The organism is Pseudomonas putida (genome assembly GCF_009883635.2).
GTDB classification, from domain to species: domain Bacteria; phylum Pseudomonadota; class Gammaproteobacteria; order Pseudomonadales; family Pseudomonadaceae; genus Aquipseudomonas; species Aquipseudomonas putida_W.
Genome location: NZ_CP026115.2, coordinates 5,895,590 through 5,913,525, shown reverse-complemented (window position 1 = coordinate 5,913,525; position 17,936 = coordinate 5,895,590). Strand labels below are relative to the sequence as shown.

General features: G+C 65.3%; 12 protein-coding genes. All 12 read right to left on the bottom strand.

Annotation, left to right across the window (positions count from 1 at the left end):
* Positions 1 to 100 precede the first annotated feature (100 nt).
* The gene (gene tssA / locus C2H86_RS26895) at positions 101 to 1,198 is read right to left on the bottom strand and encodes a type VI secretion system protein TssA (RefSeq protein WP_159410670.1); all 1,098 of its coding nucleotides are present in this window, start codon (positions 1,196 to 1,198) and stop codon (positions 101 to 103) included.
* Between the two features lie 95 nt (positions 1,199 to 1,293).
* Positions 1,294 to 1,812 carry an Hcp family type VI secretion system effector gene (locus tag C2H86_RS26890; protein WP_016499518.1) on the bottom strand — a complete coding sequence of 173 codons (519 nt, stop codon included), beginning with the start codon at positions 1,810 to 1,812 and terminating at the stop codon, positions 1,294 to 1,296.
* 144 nt (positions 1,813 to 1,956) lie between these two features.
* On the bottom strand, positions 1,957 to 4,449 hold the full coding sequence (gene tssM, locus C2H86_RS26885; RefSeq protein ID WP_159410669.1) for a type VI secretion system membrane subunit TssM: 2,493 nt from the start codon (positions 4,447 to 4,449) through the stop codon (positions 1,957 to 1,959).
* Entirely contained in the window at positions 4,446 to 5,354 is a 909-nt protein-coding gene (tagF, locus tag C2H86_RS26880; RefSeq protein ID WP_159410668.1) for a type VI secretion system-associated protein TagF, read from the bottom strand. Before tagF ends, tssM begins: the two co-directional genes overlap by 4 nt.
* Positions 5,351 to 9,151, bottom strand: a complete 3,801-nt coding sequence (locus tag C2H86_RS26875) for a type VI secretion protein IcmF/TssM N-terminal domain-containing protein (RefSeq protein WP_159410667.1) — start codon at positions 9,149 to 9,151, stop codon at positions 5,351 to 5,353. Before C2H86_RS26875 ends, tagF begins: the two co-directional genes overlap by 4 nt.
* 30 nt (positions 9,152 to 9,181) lie before the next feature.
* Entirely contained in the window at positions 9,182 to 9,898 is a 717-nt protein-coding gene (icmH, locus tag C2H86_RS26870) for a type IVB secretion system protein IcmH/DotU (protein WP_159410666.1), read from the bottom strand.
* The gene (gene tssK, locus C2H86_RS26865) at positions 9,895 to 11,238 is read right to left on the bottom strand and encodes a type VI secretion system baseplate subunit TssK (RefSeq protein WP_159410665.1); all 1,344 of its coding nucleotides are present in this window, start codon (positions 11,236 to 11,238) and stop codon (positions 9,895 to 9,897) included. The genes icmH and tssK overlap by 4 nt, the downstream gene beginning before the upstream one ends.
* Positions 11,235 to 11,957 (bottom strand): type VI secretion system lipoprotein TssJ, encoded by a 723-nt coding sequence (gene tssJ, locus C2H86_RS26860; protein WP_159410664.1) that lies wholly within the window; start codon positions 11,955 to 11,957, stop codon positions 11,235 to 11,237. Before tssJ ends, tssK begins: the two co-directional genes overlap by 4 nt.
* Positions 11,958 to 11,981: 24 nt before the next feature.
* Positions 11,982 to 14,579 (bottom strand): type VI secretion system ATPase TssH, encoded by a 2,598-nt coding sequence (gene tssH / locus C2H86_RS26855; protein ID WP_159410663.1) that lies wholly within the window; start codon positions 14,577 to 14,579, stop codon positions 11,982 to 11,984.
* Complete coding sequence (gene tssG / locus C2H86_RS26850; protein ID WP_159410662.1) at positions 14,576 to 15,646, bottom strand: type VI secretion system baseplate subunit TssG; 1,071 nt, start codon at positions 15,644 to 15,646, stop codon at positions 14,576 to 14,578. The genes tssH and tssG overlap by 4 nt, the downstream gene beginning before the upstream one ends.
* On the bottom strand, positions 15,610 to 17,430 hold the full coding sequence (gene tssF, locus C2H86_RS26845) for a type VI secretion system baseplate subunit TssF (protein ID WP_159410661.1): 1,821 nt from the start codon (positions 17,428 to 17,430) through the stop codon (positions 15,610 to 15,612). The genes tssG and tssF overlap by 37 nt, the downstream gene beginning before the upstream one ends.
* Positions 17,430 to 17,912 (bottom strand): type VI secretion system baseplate subunit TssE, encoded by a 483-nt coding sequence (gene tssE, locus C2H86_RS26840; protein WP_159410660.1) that lies wholly within the window; start codon positions 17,910 to 17,912, stop codon positions 17,430 to 17,432. The genes tssF and tssE overlap by 1 nt, the downstream gene beginning before the upstream one ends.
* Positions 17,913 to 17,936 lie beyond the last annotated feature (24 nt).

The window sequence follows — 17,936 nt, the reverse complement described above, 5'->3', positions numbered from 1 at the left end:
CTTGGCAGTGAAGAGCGCTCAAGGTAGCAGTATTTGTGTTGGCTGTGCCGGCCTCTTCGCGGCGCCGAAGCACGAAGAGGCCCGTGAGCCTTGCACAGGATCAGGACCGTGGTTCGCGGGTACCCAGCACATCGCGGATGTTGTCGACCACATTACTGTCCTTGATCACGTCGCTCAGCCAGCCTTCCAACGGCATGTTGCCCCACTTGATGGCGCGTTCGATCAGGTAGGGCACCGGGCTTTGCGGTTCGCTCTGCTTGAAGAACTGGGCGATGCCCGCAAGCATGGTGAAGGCCTCGTCGCGGGTCAGTGGCGTGGTGCGCATCGGCGCAGGCGCTTGGGCCTCTATGTGCGTGTTCATCGGTTCACCTGCTTCGCTGGAGGGGGCAACGGTGGCGACAGGTTCTGCCACTGGCACGACGACCGGGTGCAGTTCGACGCCGCGGTCCTTGAGCAGTTTCTCCGCCAGCTGGCTGGCGCGCGACAGCATGTCGGCGAGGCTGGCGAAGCTCGGGGCCTCCACGCCGAACAGGCGGTCGGCACTGGCCTGCAGGCGGTTGCAGGCCTGCAGGCTGGCGGCAATCTGCATGGCCTTGGTGCGCAGGTGCTCGGTGTCGCTGAGGGCGACTGAACGCTGGAAGATCTCGGCGTTGATCTTGCCTTCGTTCAGCGCAGTCTGCATCGCCTTGGGGTTCTGCAAGGCGAGGTTTTCTACATGGCGTGATTCGTCATAGCGCAGCACGCCGAAATTTTGCCCTTGGGTGATGGGCAAGCCACCGGCAATGTCGGTGAGCGTGGTCTTGAGCCAGGAAAGGCGAGCGGCGCGCTCGTCCAGGCCGTCTTCGAGCGACGGGTAGGCGCTGTCCCAGAACGTGTCGAGAATGCGCTCGGTCAACATCAGGCCGAAGCTGATACCTTCGAAATGCTCGCGCTGGGCCAGGCCTTCGCTGAGCCAGGCGACCAGCATCAGGTCCTTGCTCTGTTGTGCCAGCCCCTGGGCCGAAAGATCGATGACCTGTTCCCAGTTGGCGGTTTTCAGGTCGGTCTGCCAGTCGCCCTGGGTCAGGTAGTCAGGGTCTGCCCGGCGCGCCTCCTTGATCTGGTCGAACAAGGCAGAGAAGCTCAAGTCTTCGCCACTGCCACCATCGATCGGTGCGGCCAGCTCGGCCAGCGAAAGGTCGTTGAGGATTTCAGGCATATCACACTCTGGTCAGGGGAGGGGAGCGGCGCACCGGGCAAGCCGGCACGCTGCGAAACATGGGCCGCCTGCGCGGCCCATGGGCAAGCAAGTGCTTAGGCGAACACTTTGTTCGCGGTGCGGTCCCAGCCACCGACGATGTTGCCGCCAGCCTGGCCGTCGGTGCGGTTCTGCTGGGTGTAGGTGGTCTTGATGCGAGCGAAGTTGAAGCTGATCTCTTCGATCGGCAGGTCGCTCACGGCCTTGTCTTCACCGCCCTGGTTGCCACCGGCGACGAACTTGACCGACGACACCACGACTTCTTCCATGTCGATGGTCAGGTAGGTGACCTTGTCGCCACCGGCACGGTTGACGTTCAGCTTCAGCTTGGCGATGTGCTTGCCGGTGCAGCAGTGTTCGAACAGCTTGGCCGAAGCCTTGTCGACTGCCTTGCGGATCTTGAAGTCGCTCAGGGCAACACGCTCGGAGGACGCACCGCCCGAGGAGCTGGCGGTAGCCGAGGTGGCCTGGGTGGCGCCGTACTCGTAGCCCAGCACTTCGATCCAGTCCTTGTGCTTGTCGTCCAGTACTTCGCCTGGGATGCCGTCGATTTGGATATACGCGTCAAAAGCCATTGTGAAACTCTCCATTAACATCATTTGAAGGGTTGCTCATGCACCCCTTGGTTTTGACCTCGCCGAACACGTCGGCAGAGGTAGCTTGCCGCCCCCCTGGCCTCCTCCTGTGAGGCCCGGGTGGCCGGTTCTTGCGGCGCGGCCTCAGTTGAGCCCGCGCACTTCGATTTCCACCCGGCGGTTGGGCTCCAGGCACTTGATCAGCTGCGCCCGTGGCTGCTGCATGTCGCAGTTGACCAGCGGCTTGCGGCTGCCTTCGCCCTGGGCGACCACCAGTTCGGCGGGCACGCCCTTGCCGACCAGGTAAGTACGGATGGTCTGCGCCCGTTGTTTCGACACCTGCAGGTTGCCCTGGCTGTCGCCGAGCTGGTCGGCGTGGCCAGAGATGACGATCTTGCCGATGTTGGGCGTGTTCAGCAGTTTGCTGGCGATCGCGCTCAGCTGGTTCTGGCCCTCGTTCTTCAGGCTCTGGAAGTCGGCGCGGCCGAAGGCGAACAGCGTGTCGGACTCCAGCGTGATGGTCTCGATCGAGCGCAGCGACTGGGCTCGCAGGCTGTCGATGTAGTTGCGCGAACTGGACATCAGGAAAGCGTTGTCGAGGATGCGTGGCACGTCCGGCTCACGGATCTGGTCGCTGTAGAAGGTGATCTGGCGGCTGGCGTACAGGTAGTCCTGGTTGCCGCCTTCGCTGCCGGCCGCCGCCATGCTCTTGCCGGTCTGGCGGGCGATGGCCGGGTACCAGTAGTCCGGCAGGCGCGCCTTGAGGAAGGCCGGGTCGGCCTTTTCGCGCTGGGCCGGCGACAGCATCACGTAGGTGTCCAGGGTCGCCTTGCCGAAGTCGGCGATCGACTGGGCGCGGTTGTCATGGGGCAAGGCTTCGGCCTGCACGCTGTCGACGCCGCTTACTGGCTGCAGCTCACGGGCGTTGCGCTGATAGACCTTGAGCGTGGTCAGCAGGTACAGGGTGCGGGTCAGGTTGTCAGCCGTGGGCTTGAGCATCACGTTCTGCAGGGTGGCGAAGTAGCGATTGCGCACGAACGGCTCCACCTCATGGCCCTGGTACAGGCCCAGGCGCATGCCCAGCGGCACGCCCTGTTCGTGGTGCTGCTGATAATAGTGCGCAGTCCAGAACCGCAGGCGGTCGAGGCTGTGCCAGGCGGCGTACTGGCCGCTGGCGGCCTTGTCTTCGGCCTTGGCCTGGGCCAGCTCGCCGGCAATGCTGGCCAGCGTGGCGCGGTTGTTCAGGTACGACCAGCCCCACAGGCTGCACAGCACCAGGCCGGCCAGGCTGGCAGCGGCCACCCAGGCGCCCTTGCGCCGGCGTTCGCGACGGTTGCTGGTGTACAGCGCCACCAGGTGCTGGTCGGGGATGATCACCTTGCGGAACAGGCTGTTGATGAACAGGGGCGCCGGGTGGCTGCCAGCACCGGCAGCGTCTGCGTCATGTTCCAGGGCGAAGCGCTCGGCTACATGCTGGCCGTGGCTGCCCCATTGAGCTTCGTCAGCCTCCAGCGCGGCGGTGAAGTAGAAACCGCGAAGCATTTCGGCATTCTGATAAGGGTTGGCACGCAGCAGGCTGTCGACGAACTGCTGCAGGCGCGGCTTGAGCGCCGCCAGCTCCAGCGGGAAGCGGTAGGCCGCGTCGTTCTGCCGGGTCACCTGGATGTCCTGCTGCACCAGTTGCTGGCTCGCCACTTGCTGCCAGTAACCGGTCAGCTCGTCCATTGCCTTGCCGAAGCGCTGGCCCCAGTTGGCCTGCTCGTAGCCCTTGTGCGAGAAGGTCTTGCCCATTACCTCGCCGCGCGCGGCATCGTCCAGCTGGCGGTAGAAGGGGGTAAAACCTGGGATCAGGTCGCATTTGGTGAACACCAGGTAGATCGGCAGGCGCACTTCCAGCAGCGCGCAGCTTTCCTGGATGCGCTCGCGCAGGCGCTTGGCCACGCGCTCCTGGTCTTCGGCCAAGCCATGCAGGATGTCGGCGATGCTGACGCTGACGATCAGGCCGTTGAGCGGGCGGCGCTGGCGATGTTGACGCAGCAGTTGCAGGAACCCACGCCACTTGCCGGCTTCTTCGGGGCTGTTCATGTAGCGCCCGGCGGTGTCCAGCAGTACCGCTTCGGAGCTGAAGAACCAGTCGCAGTTGCGTGTGCCGCCCAGCCCGGACACCCGTGCGCCCTCGCGTTCGGCATAGGGGAAGTTCAGGCCCGACTGCAGGATCATGGTGCTTTTGCCTGCAGCCGGCTGGCCGATCACCAGGTACCAGGGCAGGGCGTACAGCGCATCCTTGGCGGCGGTGCCGCGCGGCTTGTTGCTGTGCAGGCGCTCGATGCTCTGCAGCAGGCGTTCGCGCAGCAGGCTGATTTCCTCGCGGTCGGCCGGGGTGGCGTTGAGCACGGCCTGGTCGGCGTCGTCACGCAGCAGGCCTTCGAGGTTGTGGTGCTGGCCGGCACCCCGGTACAGCAACAGGACATAGCCCGCCGACAGCAGCAGGAACACGCCGATGCCCGCCAGCAGGCTGTGCAGCGAAGCGAAGCCCAGGGCACGGCCGATCGCCCAGACCAGGAAGATCGCCAGGAAGAACGCCACCCCCAGCAGGTAGGGTTGGTAACGCAGGCAGTAGTACTTGATCTTGTTCATACAGGCGTCGCATCCAGCGCATCGACGAACTGGTCGATGACGTGTTCAAGAGGTCGGTCGTAGTCGTGTTGGCGTGGCGCCGCTGCCAGCGGGCCGAGCAGCGCCAGGTGCTGATGTGCGTCGGCACAGCTGCTGAGCAGGCGATAGGCGCTGCTGGCGTGGCGCGACGGGAAGCAGTACAGCCGCGGGTGCATGAAGTCGTCGGCCAGCAGGCTCACCGCCGGCACGCGCGGGTGCCCGCTCATGCGCGTCAGCCAGGTCAGCCAGAGGTCGGCCGTGGGGTTTTTCAGGCCGCGTTCGGCCGGCAGCGGCAGTTCGATGCCGCCGTCGTAGTCGCCGTGCAACGTGGCCCGGCTGGCCTGCAGCCGCGCCAGCGCGGTGGCACTGTCGAAGCTCGGCCAGGATCCGTGCAGGGCGCGGGCGACATCGGCAAAGCTGAAGTCGCGGAGGAACTTGGCGTGAACCCGGCGGAACAGGTCCAGGTCCTGGGGCTGCAATGGGCGCAAGGCCTTGATCCGTTCGAACAGGCTGGCTCGGTCGGCGCCTTGTACCGCCTGGTGCAGCAACGGTTTGATCTGCGTGCTGAACAGTTCACCCAGGGTGAACGGGTTGACCAGCGCTGCGCCTTCCTCGCCCTTGAGCAGCTGGAAGATGAAGAACGGGTAGCGACGCTGGCTGGCGTCACGCGAGCTGAGCAGGCCACCGAGCAGCCAGTTGCCATTGCGCGCTCGGTAGTTGAAGAAGCACATCGGCAGTGCGTCGAACAACGCCTGCCAGTCTTCGCGGTGGCGCATGGCCGCCAGCGAGGACTGCAGCCAGGCGTCGAACTCGCAGACTTCCTCCGCCGCGCCATGCAGGCTGACGAAGTCCGCGCTCGACGGCAACTTGCCGAAGCAACCGATCATTGCGCGCCCCGGTCGTTGAGGGCGCTGAGGGCCTTGACGTCACCCAGGTCGGTCAGCTTGACCCCACCGAAGTTGCGCACCACCAGGCTCACGCGGCCGTTGGCGGTGTTCCAGCTGAAGCGCTGCTGGATACCGTCGAGGTCTTCGACCCGGGCGCTTTCGTTCATGCGCAGCAGGCCCCAGCGCCCCGGGAAGTCGAACACGGTGACCCGCGCGCCACTCAGGGTGACCACGTCCAGGCGGGCGCCCGGGGTGTTGCTGGTGCCTGGCCAGGCAAAGCGGTTCCAGCTGCTGCGGCCGTTGCGGTAGTGCTGCTCCTGGCCATCGAGGGTGAACACGATGTCGGTGAAGTTGGCCGAGGGCTCCAGCATGATCTCGAAGCCGTTGTCACGGTCCGACAGGCTGGCGATCACCTGGCCCACGGAGCTGGCCTTGTCGATGCTGTTGAGCATGCCTGGATTGACCAGCGCCGGCCCCTTGCCGTCGCCAGCCCCCAGGCCTTCACCGCCGGCCAGGTTGCCGATTTCATTGCGTTTGAAGGCTGGCAGCAGGCCGCTGTCGGGGTCGACGAAGCGCTGCAGGTCTTTCACCGAGGCTTCGTTGCGGCTGCCGCCGGCAATCGGGTAGCGGTGCGCCATGACCTGCTCCCACGGCTTGGCGATCTGCTGCGCCCAGGCCTTGGCGATCTGCTGCCCGGCCGGGTCGCGCAGGGTCGCCCAGGCGTACTGGATCGGCAGGCTGAACAGCCCCTGCAGCGAGCGTGACAGGCCGTCCTGGCTGGTGTCGACGCTGCTTTCCACGTAGTTGCGCACGGTGGTGACTTCGCTCGGCTGGCCTTCCAGGGTTTCGCTGATCAGCTGTTTGCTGCTCTTGCCCACATCCTGCGAGCGCTGGATGTTGTTCATGCGCACCTTGAGCTTGCGCAGCGCGGCCAGGTAGCGGTCCATGATGGTGCTGTCGGCGCCTTCGGCATTGTTCTCGGCGAACACCCGCGCCACGGGTTCGAAGCGCTTGGCCAGGCTGCCGTCATCGACCGCCGGCAGGACCGGGGCGACGTCAACGGGGAGGGCGTCCTTGCTGTCGAGCAGGCCGGTGACCTTGCTCCAGAAGCCGTCCTCGCGGGCGGCACCCGGGGCCGGGATGGCATGCTTGACCGGCAGGTCCCACTGGGTGTTGTCGTTGACCGCCGCCAGCAGGTTCTTCACCGGCGAGTTCTGCACGTCGCTGAGCAGGCCCAGTTGCTGGGTGGCGGATGCCAGGTCGGCGAAGTGACGCACGCCGACGCTGCTGACCATCTTGTACCAGGCCTGGGTGTAGTCGCGCTTGTAGCGGGTCATGAACTCGCGGACGAAGTTGGCCTTCTGCACGATGGCATCGCCGCCTTCGCCGTCCAGTACCCAGTCCGACTCGTTGCGCAGGTTGCCCGACACCAGCTTGATCAGCTCAGGCTTGACGAAGGTGTCCCAGCCCTGGCGGGTGTAGATCGCCGGTACGCCAGCGGAGCCGTACAGCAACGCGCGGCCCGGTTGCGGCACCAGGTCGTTGAGGCTCAGCGCCGGGAACTGGCGGCTCGATTCGAGTTGCAGGCGCAGGTATTCGCGATCGACCAGGGAGCTGGAGATCATGAACGACTTGAGGTTTTCCCGGGTTTCGTTGATCAGTTGCTCATTGCGTGGCAACGACGGTGCCTGGCCCTGTTCCAGCAGCTGTACGTAGAGCGGGGCGTTCTCGTCGATCACGCTGGCATCGGCCAAGGTGCCTTCACCTGCGGCGCTGGCCCAGGCCTGGGGCAGGCTGGCGGCGACGAAGGCAGCGTCCGGATGGGCCTGGGGTTCGGTCAGCAGCAGGTACAGCTTGAGGGTGTTGTAGGCATCGATGATCGACGCCACTTGTTGCTCGTCGAGGCGCCCGAGCATTTCCTCGGACAACGACAGGCCGCCGGTGGTGGCCGACAGGTCGGCGGCATCGCTGGCGGTGGCCAGGTTGACTTTGGCGGCATAGCCACCCATGCGGGTATTACTCAACGCAGCCTGGGCCTTGGCGGCGACAGCCGGAGCCAATGGCTTGCCATTGCGCTTCTTCTGCGGTGCCGGGGTAAATTCCAGTTGCTGATTGATACCGCTGGCGAAGGTGTTGAACGCGCGCATCTGCATTTGCAGGCTGCGGGCGATCGGCTCCAGCGCCTGGCTACGCAGTTGCGCCAGGTAGGCGGTGCGGGTCACCTGATGGATTGCCTCGCCGTGGTACAGGCCGGCACTCAGTTGCAGGGGGACGCCCTGCAGGCGATGGGCCTCGACGGCGGCCATCTGCTCGCGCAGCACTTCCAGGCCCTTGCCCGCGGCCAGCAGCTGCTCGCGGTCTTCTGCCTGCTCGATCTGCGCCAGTTGCCCGCGCAGGCTGTCCAGCCATTGGCGGTTGTTGCTGAACGACAGCGCCTGCCAGCCGATGAACAGCACGCCGGTGGCGGCAGCCAGGCCCAGCAGCAGCGGGTTGAAACCGGCCTGGCGGCCCTGGCGCGACTGGAACAGGGTCAGGTCGCGGTCGGGGAAGATCACCCGGCGGAAGGTATCGGTGATGAAGTAGCTGCGGTTGCCCAGCGCCTTGCCTTGCTGTTCGGCGCGGTCTTCGTAGGCGGCCTGCAGGGCGAATGCGTCGGCGATGGCGTCTTCGTAGACCTGCCCCAGGTGCTGGTCGGTCTGCAATGCACTGGTGAAGTACAGACCGCGCAGCAGCAGCGGGGCGCCGCCGCGGTGGCCACGGGTGAAGTGTTCGAGGAACTGTTCGAGTACACCGCTGAGGGCGGCGAAGTACTGCGGGAAGTTCAGCAGGGTGCTGTCGGCCTCGGCACCGAGGGCGATCATCTGCGCGTCGACGTGCTGGCGAATGTGGTTCTGCAGTTTGCCCAGGCGCGCGTGCAGCACGGCGTGCAGGCCGTTGTTGCGGATTTCCGACAGGCCGAAGGTCATGCCCAGCGGCTGCTGGCGGTCGTGCAGGTCGAGGCCGTCGAACGCCTGGTTGAAGCCCGGCAGCTGGTCGGTCTTGCTCAGCATCAGGTAGACCGGGGGGTTGGCGTCCAGGCACTCGGCGTACTCTTCGACCCGCGCCACCAGCTGGGCGGCCAGGGCGTTGCGTTCTTCGCTGTTGGCGGCCAGCAGCTCGGGCAGGCTGACCACCAGCACCAGGCCGTTGATCGCCGCCTTGCCACGCTGCTTGCGCAGCATGCGCAGGAAGGCCGAGAACTCGCTGGCCGACTGGTCGTCGCGCAGGTAGCGGCCGGCGGTGTCGATCATCACCGCGTCAGGGCTGAAGTACCAGTCGCAGTGCTGGGTGCCGCTTTCACTGTCATTGGCCGTGGCAATGCTCGCCGACAGGCCGGAATGGGTCAGCAGCGAAGTCTTGCCGGCGGCCGACATGCCGATTACCAGGTACCACGGCAGGTCGGACAACGCCGCCTTGCCGCCACCGCCGGCGGAGCGGTCGGTGCGCAGCATGGCGATGGCGTGCTTGAGGCGTTCGCGCAGCACCTGCTGGTCACGGAACTCGCCGGTGGCGTTCCACGAGCGGTCGACCTCGATCTGCAGCAGGTTCTCCAGGTTGTGCTCGGCGCGGATGCGCTGGTACTGGCGCAGCACGATCACCAGCAGGAAGCAGGCGCTGATGATCGCCAGCGCTTCAGGCACGTGATGACGCAGCCACGGCACCAGCGGCGCGACCAGCCAGCAGATCAACAGGCTCGCCAGCCACAGCAGTGGCAGGAGAATCCAGAAACTTTTCAACAGACGCAGTAATGTTTTCATGTCTTCCTGACTCGGCTACCTGGGGTGTGCTCAGGCACTGAACAGCTGGCGGATTTGTTCGGAAAGGGCGGCGACGTCCTTGTCCAGCAACCAGTCGAGCGTCAGGTACACGGCGACGCAGACCAGCGCGATCAGCGCCAGGTACACCCACAGCGGCACCTCGTGGCGCAGCATCTGCGACACCTGGTCGGGCAGTGCCCAGTCCGGCGACAGGGCCTTGGGCGCCTTGCGGTAGCGGGCGATATCCTGGCCCAGGGTGTTGGCCAGGTAGCGCAGCTGGTCTTTCTGGCCGAGGCCGAACTTGCCTTCGAAGCCCAGGGCCAGGCACAGGTGATACACCTCGAGCACGTCGATGTTCTGCTTGACGTCGGCACGCAGTGCGTCGACCTTCTCGTAGAAACCTTCACCGGCCAGGTGCACACCGAAGTAGCGGAACTGCAGCGGCTGCAGCTCGAAATGCCGGCGCAGTTCGTTGTCACCGGAACGCAGCACGCTTTCGTCGAGGAACGCGCACAGCGCGTACTGGGTATCCTTGACCTGCTCGACGCTGTAGTTGGCGGCGCGGGCATCGCGTTCGAGGTTGGCGAAGAAGCGCTCGACGCTGCCTTCGAAGGCCTGCACCGAGGTGACCTGGCGGCCACGGCGCACGATCAGCGCCATGCTGATGAAGTCCTGGACCAGGTCCTTGAGCGTCGGTTTGTCGCTGGCGGCCGCGACGGCGCCCTGTTGCAGTACGGCTTCGGTCATTTGAGCACCGCCATCAGTTCAAGCTTGAGGTTGGTAAAGGCGCTGGGCGCGTAGAAGCACACGGTCTGGGCGTTCATCATTCGCTCATACACATGGCCGTGCGGCTCGATGGCGAAGTACTGGTTGTCCAGGCGCACCGGGATCGCGTTGGGCAGCCGCGCGGCGTGGTTGAGGGTGACGCCGGGCATGGCGCTGTTGACCACCACTTCGATGTCTTCCGGCGAGCCGACCTTGAATGCCCGCGGCACCAGTTCGAGCAGGCTGGCACCGGGCATGTCGGCCTGCACCGAGACGTAGAAGTCAGCCTCGACCAGGCGCGGGTCGCGCAGCTGGCCCTGCCAGTACGACGGCTTGGTCTGGGTGAGGTTGATGACGATGCACTGGTTGGGCACGACGTTGTCGAGCATCACCCGGATCATCTCGTCGAGCTTGACCAGCGATGCCGCCGGGTCGCGGTGGTCGTACTCCGGCACGTCGCTGAGCTGGCTGTCGAGGGTGAAGGTCAGCAGGCCGCCGGCCAGGTCGGCGAGGAACAGGTACAGGCGCTCCGGGTGCAGGCGCGGGTGGGCCAGCAGGTGGGCCAGCTGCGGGTGGGCGCGGTTGACCGTGTTCAGCAGCCAGAACAGGGTGACGTCGCTGGAGCCGAACTCGGCGATCTGGTCGGCACGCTCGCGGCGCCGGCCGGACAGCGCCTTGCTCTTGGCCTGCAGGGCGCCGAGCAAGCGCTTGCCGATGCCGGCCAGGGTCTCGTGGTTGCCCAGGTGCAGGGTCGGGTGGACGAAATGCGGGTCGAGGTTGAAGCCGCCCATGCTGTTGCGCGTGAGCTTGGCCAGCGGGCAGTGGCTGTAGCCGTCGAGGCTGTCACCGTCAACCAGCATCACCACGTTCAGGCGCAGGCTGGTGATTTCGTTTTCCAGCTCGCCTTCGTTGAGGTCGGGCAGGGTGTCGAACTGTTTGCGGAAGCGCCGGGCGGCCTTGTGCTCCTGGCCGTCCTCGACGTAGTTGAGGCCGAACGGCTCGGGCAGCTTGAGCGCGGCATAGACCTTCAGCTCGTTGGCCTTGAGCAGATCCTTGAGGTCGCGTGCGGCCGGCAGCGGGTCGTGCTGGGGTGCGTCGTACAGGCTGCCGTCGGGGAACACCAGCTTCAGGCGCTTGAGCTGCAGCGAACCGTTGGCCAAGGCATCCTCGTCCACCTGCAGCGCCTGCACACCCCAATGGAACGGGGTGCCGCGCAGGGTCGCTTCGGCCAGCTGGTGCTGGTGGAACTCATCCTGGTACTGGAAGTGCTGGGGCAGCAGGAACATGCCTTCCGACCACATCACCCGGCTCTGCTTGCTCATTTGACGCTATCCACTAAAGAGTTGAGGGTTTTGTCCGCAGCGTTCTGTGCCGACTGGCCGGCCACATCGGTGGCCTTGTCGAGCACGGCGTCCTGCACCTTGTCGGCCAGGGACGGCGTGGCCTGTTCGGCCTTCTTCGCGGCCGCCAGCTGGTCGGCGGTCGGCGGTTTATTCAGTACGTCGACACCGCGCATGGCGCTGATTTCGGTCTTGTCCACCAGCACCCGCAAGCCGTCGGAGGAGAACCAGATGCCATCCTTGCGCAGCGACTCGGCGTCGAAGGCGACCTTCCAGCGCGCGTCCTTTTCATCGCGGAAGAACGCCGCCACACCCACGTAGCGCGCACTCTTGGCCAGAGGCCATTGGTCGATCTGGCCAATGCCTGGCAGCAGGGTGATCTCGCGGGCTTCCACCAGGGTGTTGCCGAGGGCCTTTTCCGGGGTGTCCCAAAGGGTCTCTGCATCGGTCGCGGCGAAGCGTTCGAGGTCGGTCAGCTGGTACACGCGCATCACCACCGACAGCGGTTTGCCCTCGACATCGGGGTTGAGCTGGTTGCCGCCGTCGGAAGTCAGGATGACCTTCTCGCTGTCGCTCAGCATGTCGGCCGCCCAGCTGTCATCCATGCGCTTGCCGATACGGTCGGTGACCCCGCAGCCAGCCAGCGTCAGCAGCAGGGCGGCGGTGGTCAGGCGCTTGAGGGCGGTGTGTTTGTGTTGCATGACGGCTAAACCTCCTTGTACGGGTCAGGCCAGGCGATAGGCGAAATCGCCATCGCTGCCCAGCTCGATCGCCAGGCGCTCGATCGGCGTGTCCTGGGCCATGCGCTCGAGCACGCGCTGGGCGAGTTCGGGCATCAGGGTCTGGGACAGGATGTTGTCGATGTTGCGCGCACCGCTGTCGACCTCGGTGCAGCGCGCGGCGATGGCCTTGATCAGCGCCTCGTCGTAGCTCAGTTCGGCCTGGTGGTTGCGGGCAAAGCGCTTGGCGATGCGTTCCAGCTTGAGGGCGACGATGCGCTCGAGGATCTGGTCCTGCACCGGGTAGAACGGCACGATGCTCAGGCGGCCGAGGAAAGCCGGCTTGAATACCTGGTTCAGCTCGTCGCGCAGGCCTTCGACGATGGCGTCCGGCGTTGGCAGTTCGCTGGCATTCAGGCAGGTCTGCATGATGCGTTCGGTGCCGGTGTTGGAGGTGAGGATGATCACCGTGTTGCGGAAGTTGATCTCACGGCCTTCGCCGTCGTCCAGCACGCCCTTGTCGAACACCTGGAAGAACAGTTCGAGCACATCGGGGTGGGCCTTTTCCACCTCGTCGAGCAGCACCACGCTGTACGGTTTGCGGCGCACGGCTTCGGTCAGCACGCCGCCTTCGCCGTAGCCGACGTAGCCGGGTGGCGAGCCCTTGAGGCTCGACACGGTGTGTGCCTCCTGGTACTCGGACATGTTGATGGTGATCAGGTTGCGCTCGCCGCCGTACAGGGTGTCGGCCAGGGCCAGCGCGGTTTCGGTCTTGCCGACGCCGCTGGGGCCGAGCAGCAGGAACACGCCGATCGGCTTGTTCGGGTCCTCCATGCGCGCGCGGGAAATCTTGATGCGCTTGCCGATCTCGTGCAGGGCGTGATCCTGGCCCAGCACCCGCTCGCCGAGCAGGGCCGGCAGGCGCTGCACGGTGTCGATCTCGTCACGCAGCATCTTGCCCAGCGGGATACCGGTCCAGCCGCTGATGACCTGGGCGATGGCGCCACTGTCGACCAAGGCGTGCACCAGTGGCTGGTCGCCTTGCACGCTGGCCAGTTCGCTGCGCAGGGCGTTGAGCTGGGCGGCATCGGCGTCGTTGGCGGCGTCCAGCGCCTTCAGTTGCTCGACCAGCGCCAGCTCTTGCTGCCACTGCTCGTTCAGTTGCTGTTCCTGTTGCTGCTCGGCCTGGAGGGCCGCCTGCAACTCACCAAGGCGGCGGGCGTGGTCGTGACCTTTGCCGGCTTCGTGGCCAAGCACGGTGATTTCTGCCTGCAGGTTGTCGATCTGCCGGCGGCAGTCTTCCAGGGCACCCGGCTGCGACGATTGCGCCAGGGCGATGCGTGCGCACGCGGTGTCGAGCACGCTGACGGCCTTGTCAGGCAGCTGGCGGCCGGTGATGTAGCGGTTGGACAGGCGCACTGCCTGTACCAGCGCTTCGTCCATCACCGCCACCTTGTGGTGCTCGCGCATCTTGCCGAGCAGGCCACGGAGCATGTGGATGGCCTTGTCTTCGTCAGGTTCTTCGACCTTGACCACCTGGAAGCGACGGGCGAGGGCGGCGTCCTTCTCGAAGTACTTCTTGTACTCGGCCCAGGTGGTGGCGGCTATGGTGCGCAGCTCGCCGCGGGCCAGGGCCGGCTTGAGCAGGTTGGCGGCATCGTTCTGCCCGGCCTGGCCGCCGGAGCCGATCAGGGTGTGGGCTTCGTCGATGAACAGGATGATCGGGTGCAGGCTGCGCTTGACCTCTTCGATCACGGCCTTGAGACGGTTCTCGAACTCGCCCTTGACCCCGGCACCGGCCTGCAGCAGGCCCAGGTCGAGGGTGTGCAGGGCAACGTCCTTGAGCACTGCAGGCACATCGCCCTGGGCGATGCGCAGGGCCAGGCCTTCGACCACGGCGGTCTTGCCGACGCCGGCTTCGCCGGTGAGGATCGGGTTGTTCTGGCGGCGACGGGTGAGGATGTCGACCATCTGCCGCACCTCGAACTCGCGGCCCAGCACCGGGTCGATGCGGCCTTCGCGGGCGCTCTGGGTGAGGTTGACGGTGTACTGGTCCAGCGCCGGTGTCTTGCCACCGGCCTTGGCATTGCCGGCCACCGGCGCTGCCGGGCTGGCCAGGGCGCTGGCCTGTTTCGACTCGGCGCTGCCTTCGACCAGCGCGGCGAGGTTCAGGCGCAGGTCGTCGGCGTTGATCTTCTCCAGCTCCGGTGCTGAAGCGACCACCACGCGGCGCAGTTCGGCATCGTCGAGCAGGGCCTGCAGCAGGTGGGCGCTGCGTACCTGGCCAACGCCGTATTCGATCGAGGCCAGCAGCCAGGCCTGTTCGATCATGCGGGTGATGTGCGGCGACAGTGCCGGGGTGCGGGTGTTGCCTTTCTTGAAGGTGCCCAGGGCGGTCACCAGCTGCGCCTGCAGGCGCTCGGCGACCACGTCGTAGTGGCGCAGGATCGGCGCGAGGTCGCTGTCGCTGTTGTCGAGCAGCTGCAGCAGCAGGTGCTCCACCTCGACGTCGTAGTGGTGCTCCGACAGGCACAGGGCCGCCGCGCTTTCAGTGGCCGTGCGGCTGGTTTCGTTGAGCTTGGCGAACAGAGACTTCAGGTTCACAAGGCGACCCCATCGTAAGGAATGTGGAAGACGGCGCAACGCGAAGGCTCCGCGTCACGGCCAGGGCGTTTGAGCCAGCCCAGCCAGCCCAGGGCGACATTGCCGCTGCGGCCCAGCTGGGCACGTGGTACCGCCTCGCGCTTGAGGCGTGGGGCAATTTCGAAATCCATCTCGGCACCTATATAGAAGCGCACCAGTTCGACCAGCTTGCGGTAGCACACGGTGCCCGGCTGGAAGCGCTGGTAATCGGCCAGGCTCAGCGGGCCCAGTTCGATGCGGATGCACGACTGATAGTCCCAGACCCGGTTGCCGGCGACCGCGCTTTGGCCCAGTTGCGCGTTCTTGCGCCCCAGCTGAGTGCATTGCTCGGGTTCCAGGTTGAGCCAGCGCCCGGCGAACTGCTTGACCTTGATCGGCAGCGAGAAATAGAAGCCGAGCATCACTTCAAGGTTGAGCGCGTTGCGCGGCTTCTGGCTGAGCAGCCCGGCGAAGTAGCTGAACAGCTCGCGGCGCAGCGCCGACGGGTGCTCTTCGAACCTGAGCTTTTGCGCACGCGGGCCCAGGCCGACCAGGTTGAGCAGGTAGCCATCGAAGCCCGAAGTGCCATTGCGCTCGTGCTCGATATGGAATTTGTACTTCTGCCAGGCCTCGTAGAACAGCGTGGTCATGCGGTGCGAGAAGATGTCGAGAAACGCATGGGCGGCATCGTCGCGGTACTGCACGTGGCGTTCGAGCAGCAGCTCGGTGTACGGGCGCGGCAGCACGCCCGACGGCCCGACCAGGCCCATGAAGGTGACTTGGACCTCCGACAGCGGCAAGCCGGCCGTGGAGACCTTGCCCTCGCGCTCGAAGTGCAGGTCACTGACCTCGCTGGCCGGAAACGCCAGCGACAGCTGAGTGCGAAAACGCAGCGGGTCTTCGTGCGGCCGGGTCGCCAGGTCCATGCGCCCGGTACGGCTGTAGTGCAGGCGGAGCAGGCGCACCAATTGGAAGAACTCGAATCGGTGCGGCTCGGCTCGGGCCTGATCGATCAGACCAGGGGCTGATCGCCAGTGCGTGCTGGCCATTGGACGATTCTCTTTTCTCGTTGTTGGGAGCGCAGGCTCAGTCGGGTGAAGCTGTTCATCGAGCAGTACTGGCCGAAGAAGTGGTCCAGCACCATGCCGAACAGGAACACGCCGCTGCCGGTGAACTGGCTTTCGTCGAGGGTCAGGGTGATGCCTACCCCGCGGACGAAGTTCGGCCGTGGGTGGCCAATGCGTGCCACCACCGGCTCGCTGCTGATGGCCTTGATGCCGTTGATCTGTTTGCGAATGGCCGAGACGTTGCGGTAGTTGTACAGCGACAGCAGTTCGAGCAGCACTTCGCGGCCCTGGCTGACCAGTGACAGGTGGTTCAGCGACAGGTGCGCGATCAGCCGCCAGATCAGGCCCTTGCCCAGTGGCACGCGCACGGTGGCGGTGGGCTTGCGCAGGCAGCGGATGTCCTTGATCACCGAGTTGGCCGGGATGTTGAACTCGCCGCGGTCGCCACCGAACGGCAGCATCAGCGGTACGTCGCGGTTGCTGCAGGTCAGGCCGATGCTGAGGGTGTCGCTGCTGCCGTCGATCAGTTCCAGGTCGCGGTCGACCACACGGATGCTCATGGCCGTGGCATCGCCCTGGTTGCGCCGGCGGGCGATCCAGAAGCTGGTGCGCGGGTCCTGCTCGCCACGCGGTTCGAAGAACGGCTGGCAAGTGGCGACCTGGTCGATGCCGCCGAGCTTGCGCACCCGCCGCACGCGGTCGATCGACACCACTTCGGCGGCATTGTGCAGCCGGGTGTCGGGGGTTACCGGGTATTCGTGCTGGGTGTGGGTCAGCTTGATCGGCTCGGCCTGTTGGCGGAACAGGTTGATGATTGGGGTGCAGTTGAGCTTGAAATTGTTGCGCCCGATGTTCTGGGTCAGCCGCGCCAGGCGCTCGCTGAGGTCGTAGCCGGAGAAGTAGAAGTTGATCTCGACCTGCTCGACGGCCTTGCCTTGCAGAATGCGCGCAAAGCCACTCAGGTCGAAGAACATGAATTTGTCGGGGAAGGTGAAGTACTCGTGCAGCAGGCGATAGCCCAGGAACGAGCGCTCGGAGTAGTCCACCAAACCTTCGTCGCGGGCATAGCCCACGGCTTTCAGGGCGGTGGTCGGCAGGGCGACTTCGCGGCTGCGGCCTTCGTCCTGGAAACTCAGGGTGGCTTTGGCCAGGTTGTTGAACAGCAGCTCGTACAGCTGCAGCATCAGCGTCGCTTCACCGTCGAGGAAGAACCGCAGGCTATCGATTTCCATCTGGCCGAACAGCACATCGTGTGTGGCTTGCAGGCGGATGCGCAGGCGTGCGACCAGGTCGGCGCTGTGGCCGTTGAAGGCCGAACGTTCCATTTCCGCGAACGACGCCTGTTGCACACTGATCGGCCACAGCTCCACCGGGTAGCAGGTGCGGAACTTGCACACTACACCTTCGACGGCATTGGCATGCATTTCGGTGTGGCGCGCCACGCGGTAGGCTTCGGTGACCTTCTCGTGCTTGCCCAGGCTCAGCTCGGCGATCGACATCGACGGGGTAGGGCGCAGGTAGTGCGGGTACAGCACCTCAAGGAAGGATTCGACGATTTCCGGAAACTCGTCATCGAGCTTCTTGTGCACCCGCGCAGACAGGAACGAGAACGCCTCGATCAGGCGCTCGGTGTGCGGGTCTTCGCAGTTATCGCCCTCGATCAGCAGCCGCGAAGCAATCTTCGGGTACTGCGCGGCAAACTCCTGGCCGAGGAAGCGCAGGTGCGACAGTTCCTTTTCGTAGTAGGGCAGCAGTTCGTCGAGCATCAGTTGAGGTTCTGCACTTTGTATTCCTGGGTGTTGACCTGCAGCACGGCGTCGAACGACACCTGGCGGCTGATGTCCTGCAGACGCAGCACGGCGTCCACGCGGAAGGTCAACATGCGGTGGCCGTTTTCCTGGGCCAGCAGTTGCACCCGCACCCGGCGAAAACGCCGGTCGCCGGTGCTGATCGCCCGCTCCAGCTGTTGCTGGATGAGCCGGCGATCATGGGGGTCGAGCACGCTGCGGCTGATGAAGTCGGGCATGCCGTATTCAAGGATGGAACCACCGAGCTGGCTGAAACCGCCGAGCTCCTCCGCAACCAGGGACTGGCGAGTGTTCACCAGCACCTCGAGGTCGCGGACAATGCTCGCCTTGTACTCGGCCAGCGAACAGGTGCGCTGGTCAGCCGCTTCGGCCGACTGGTACGGACGGTCGTCCAGCAGTCGGTCGAGCAGCGAGGGCAGCAGGCGGGCCTGGTTACTCATGTGTCATCCCTGTACACAGCGGCC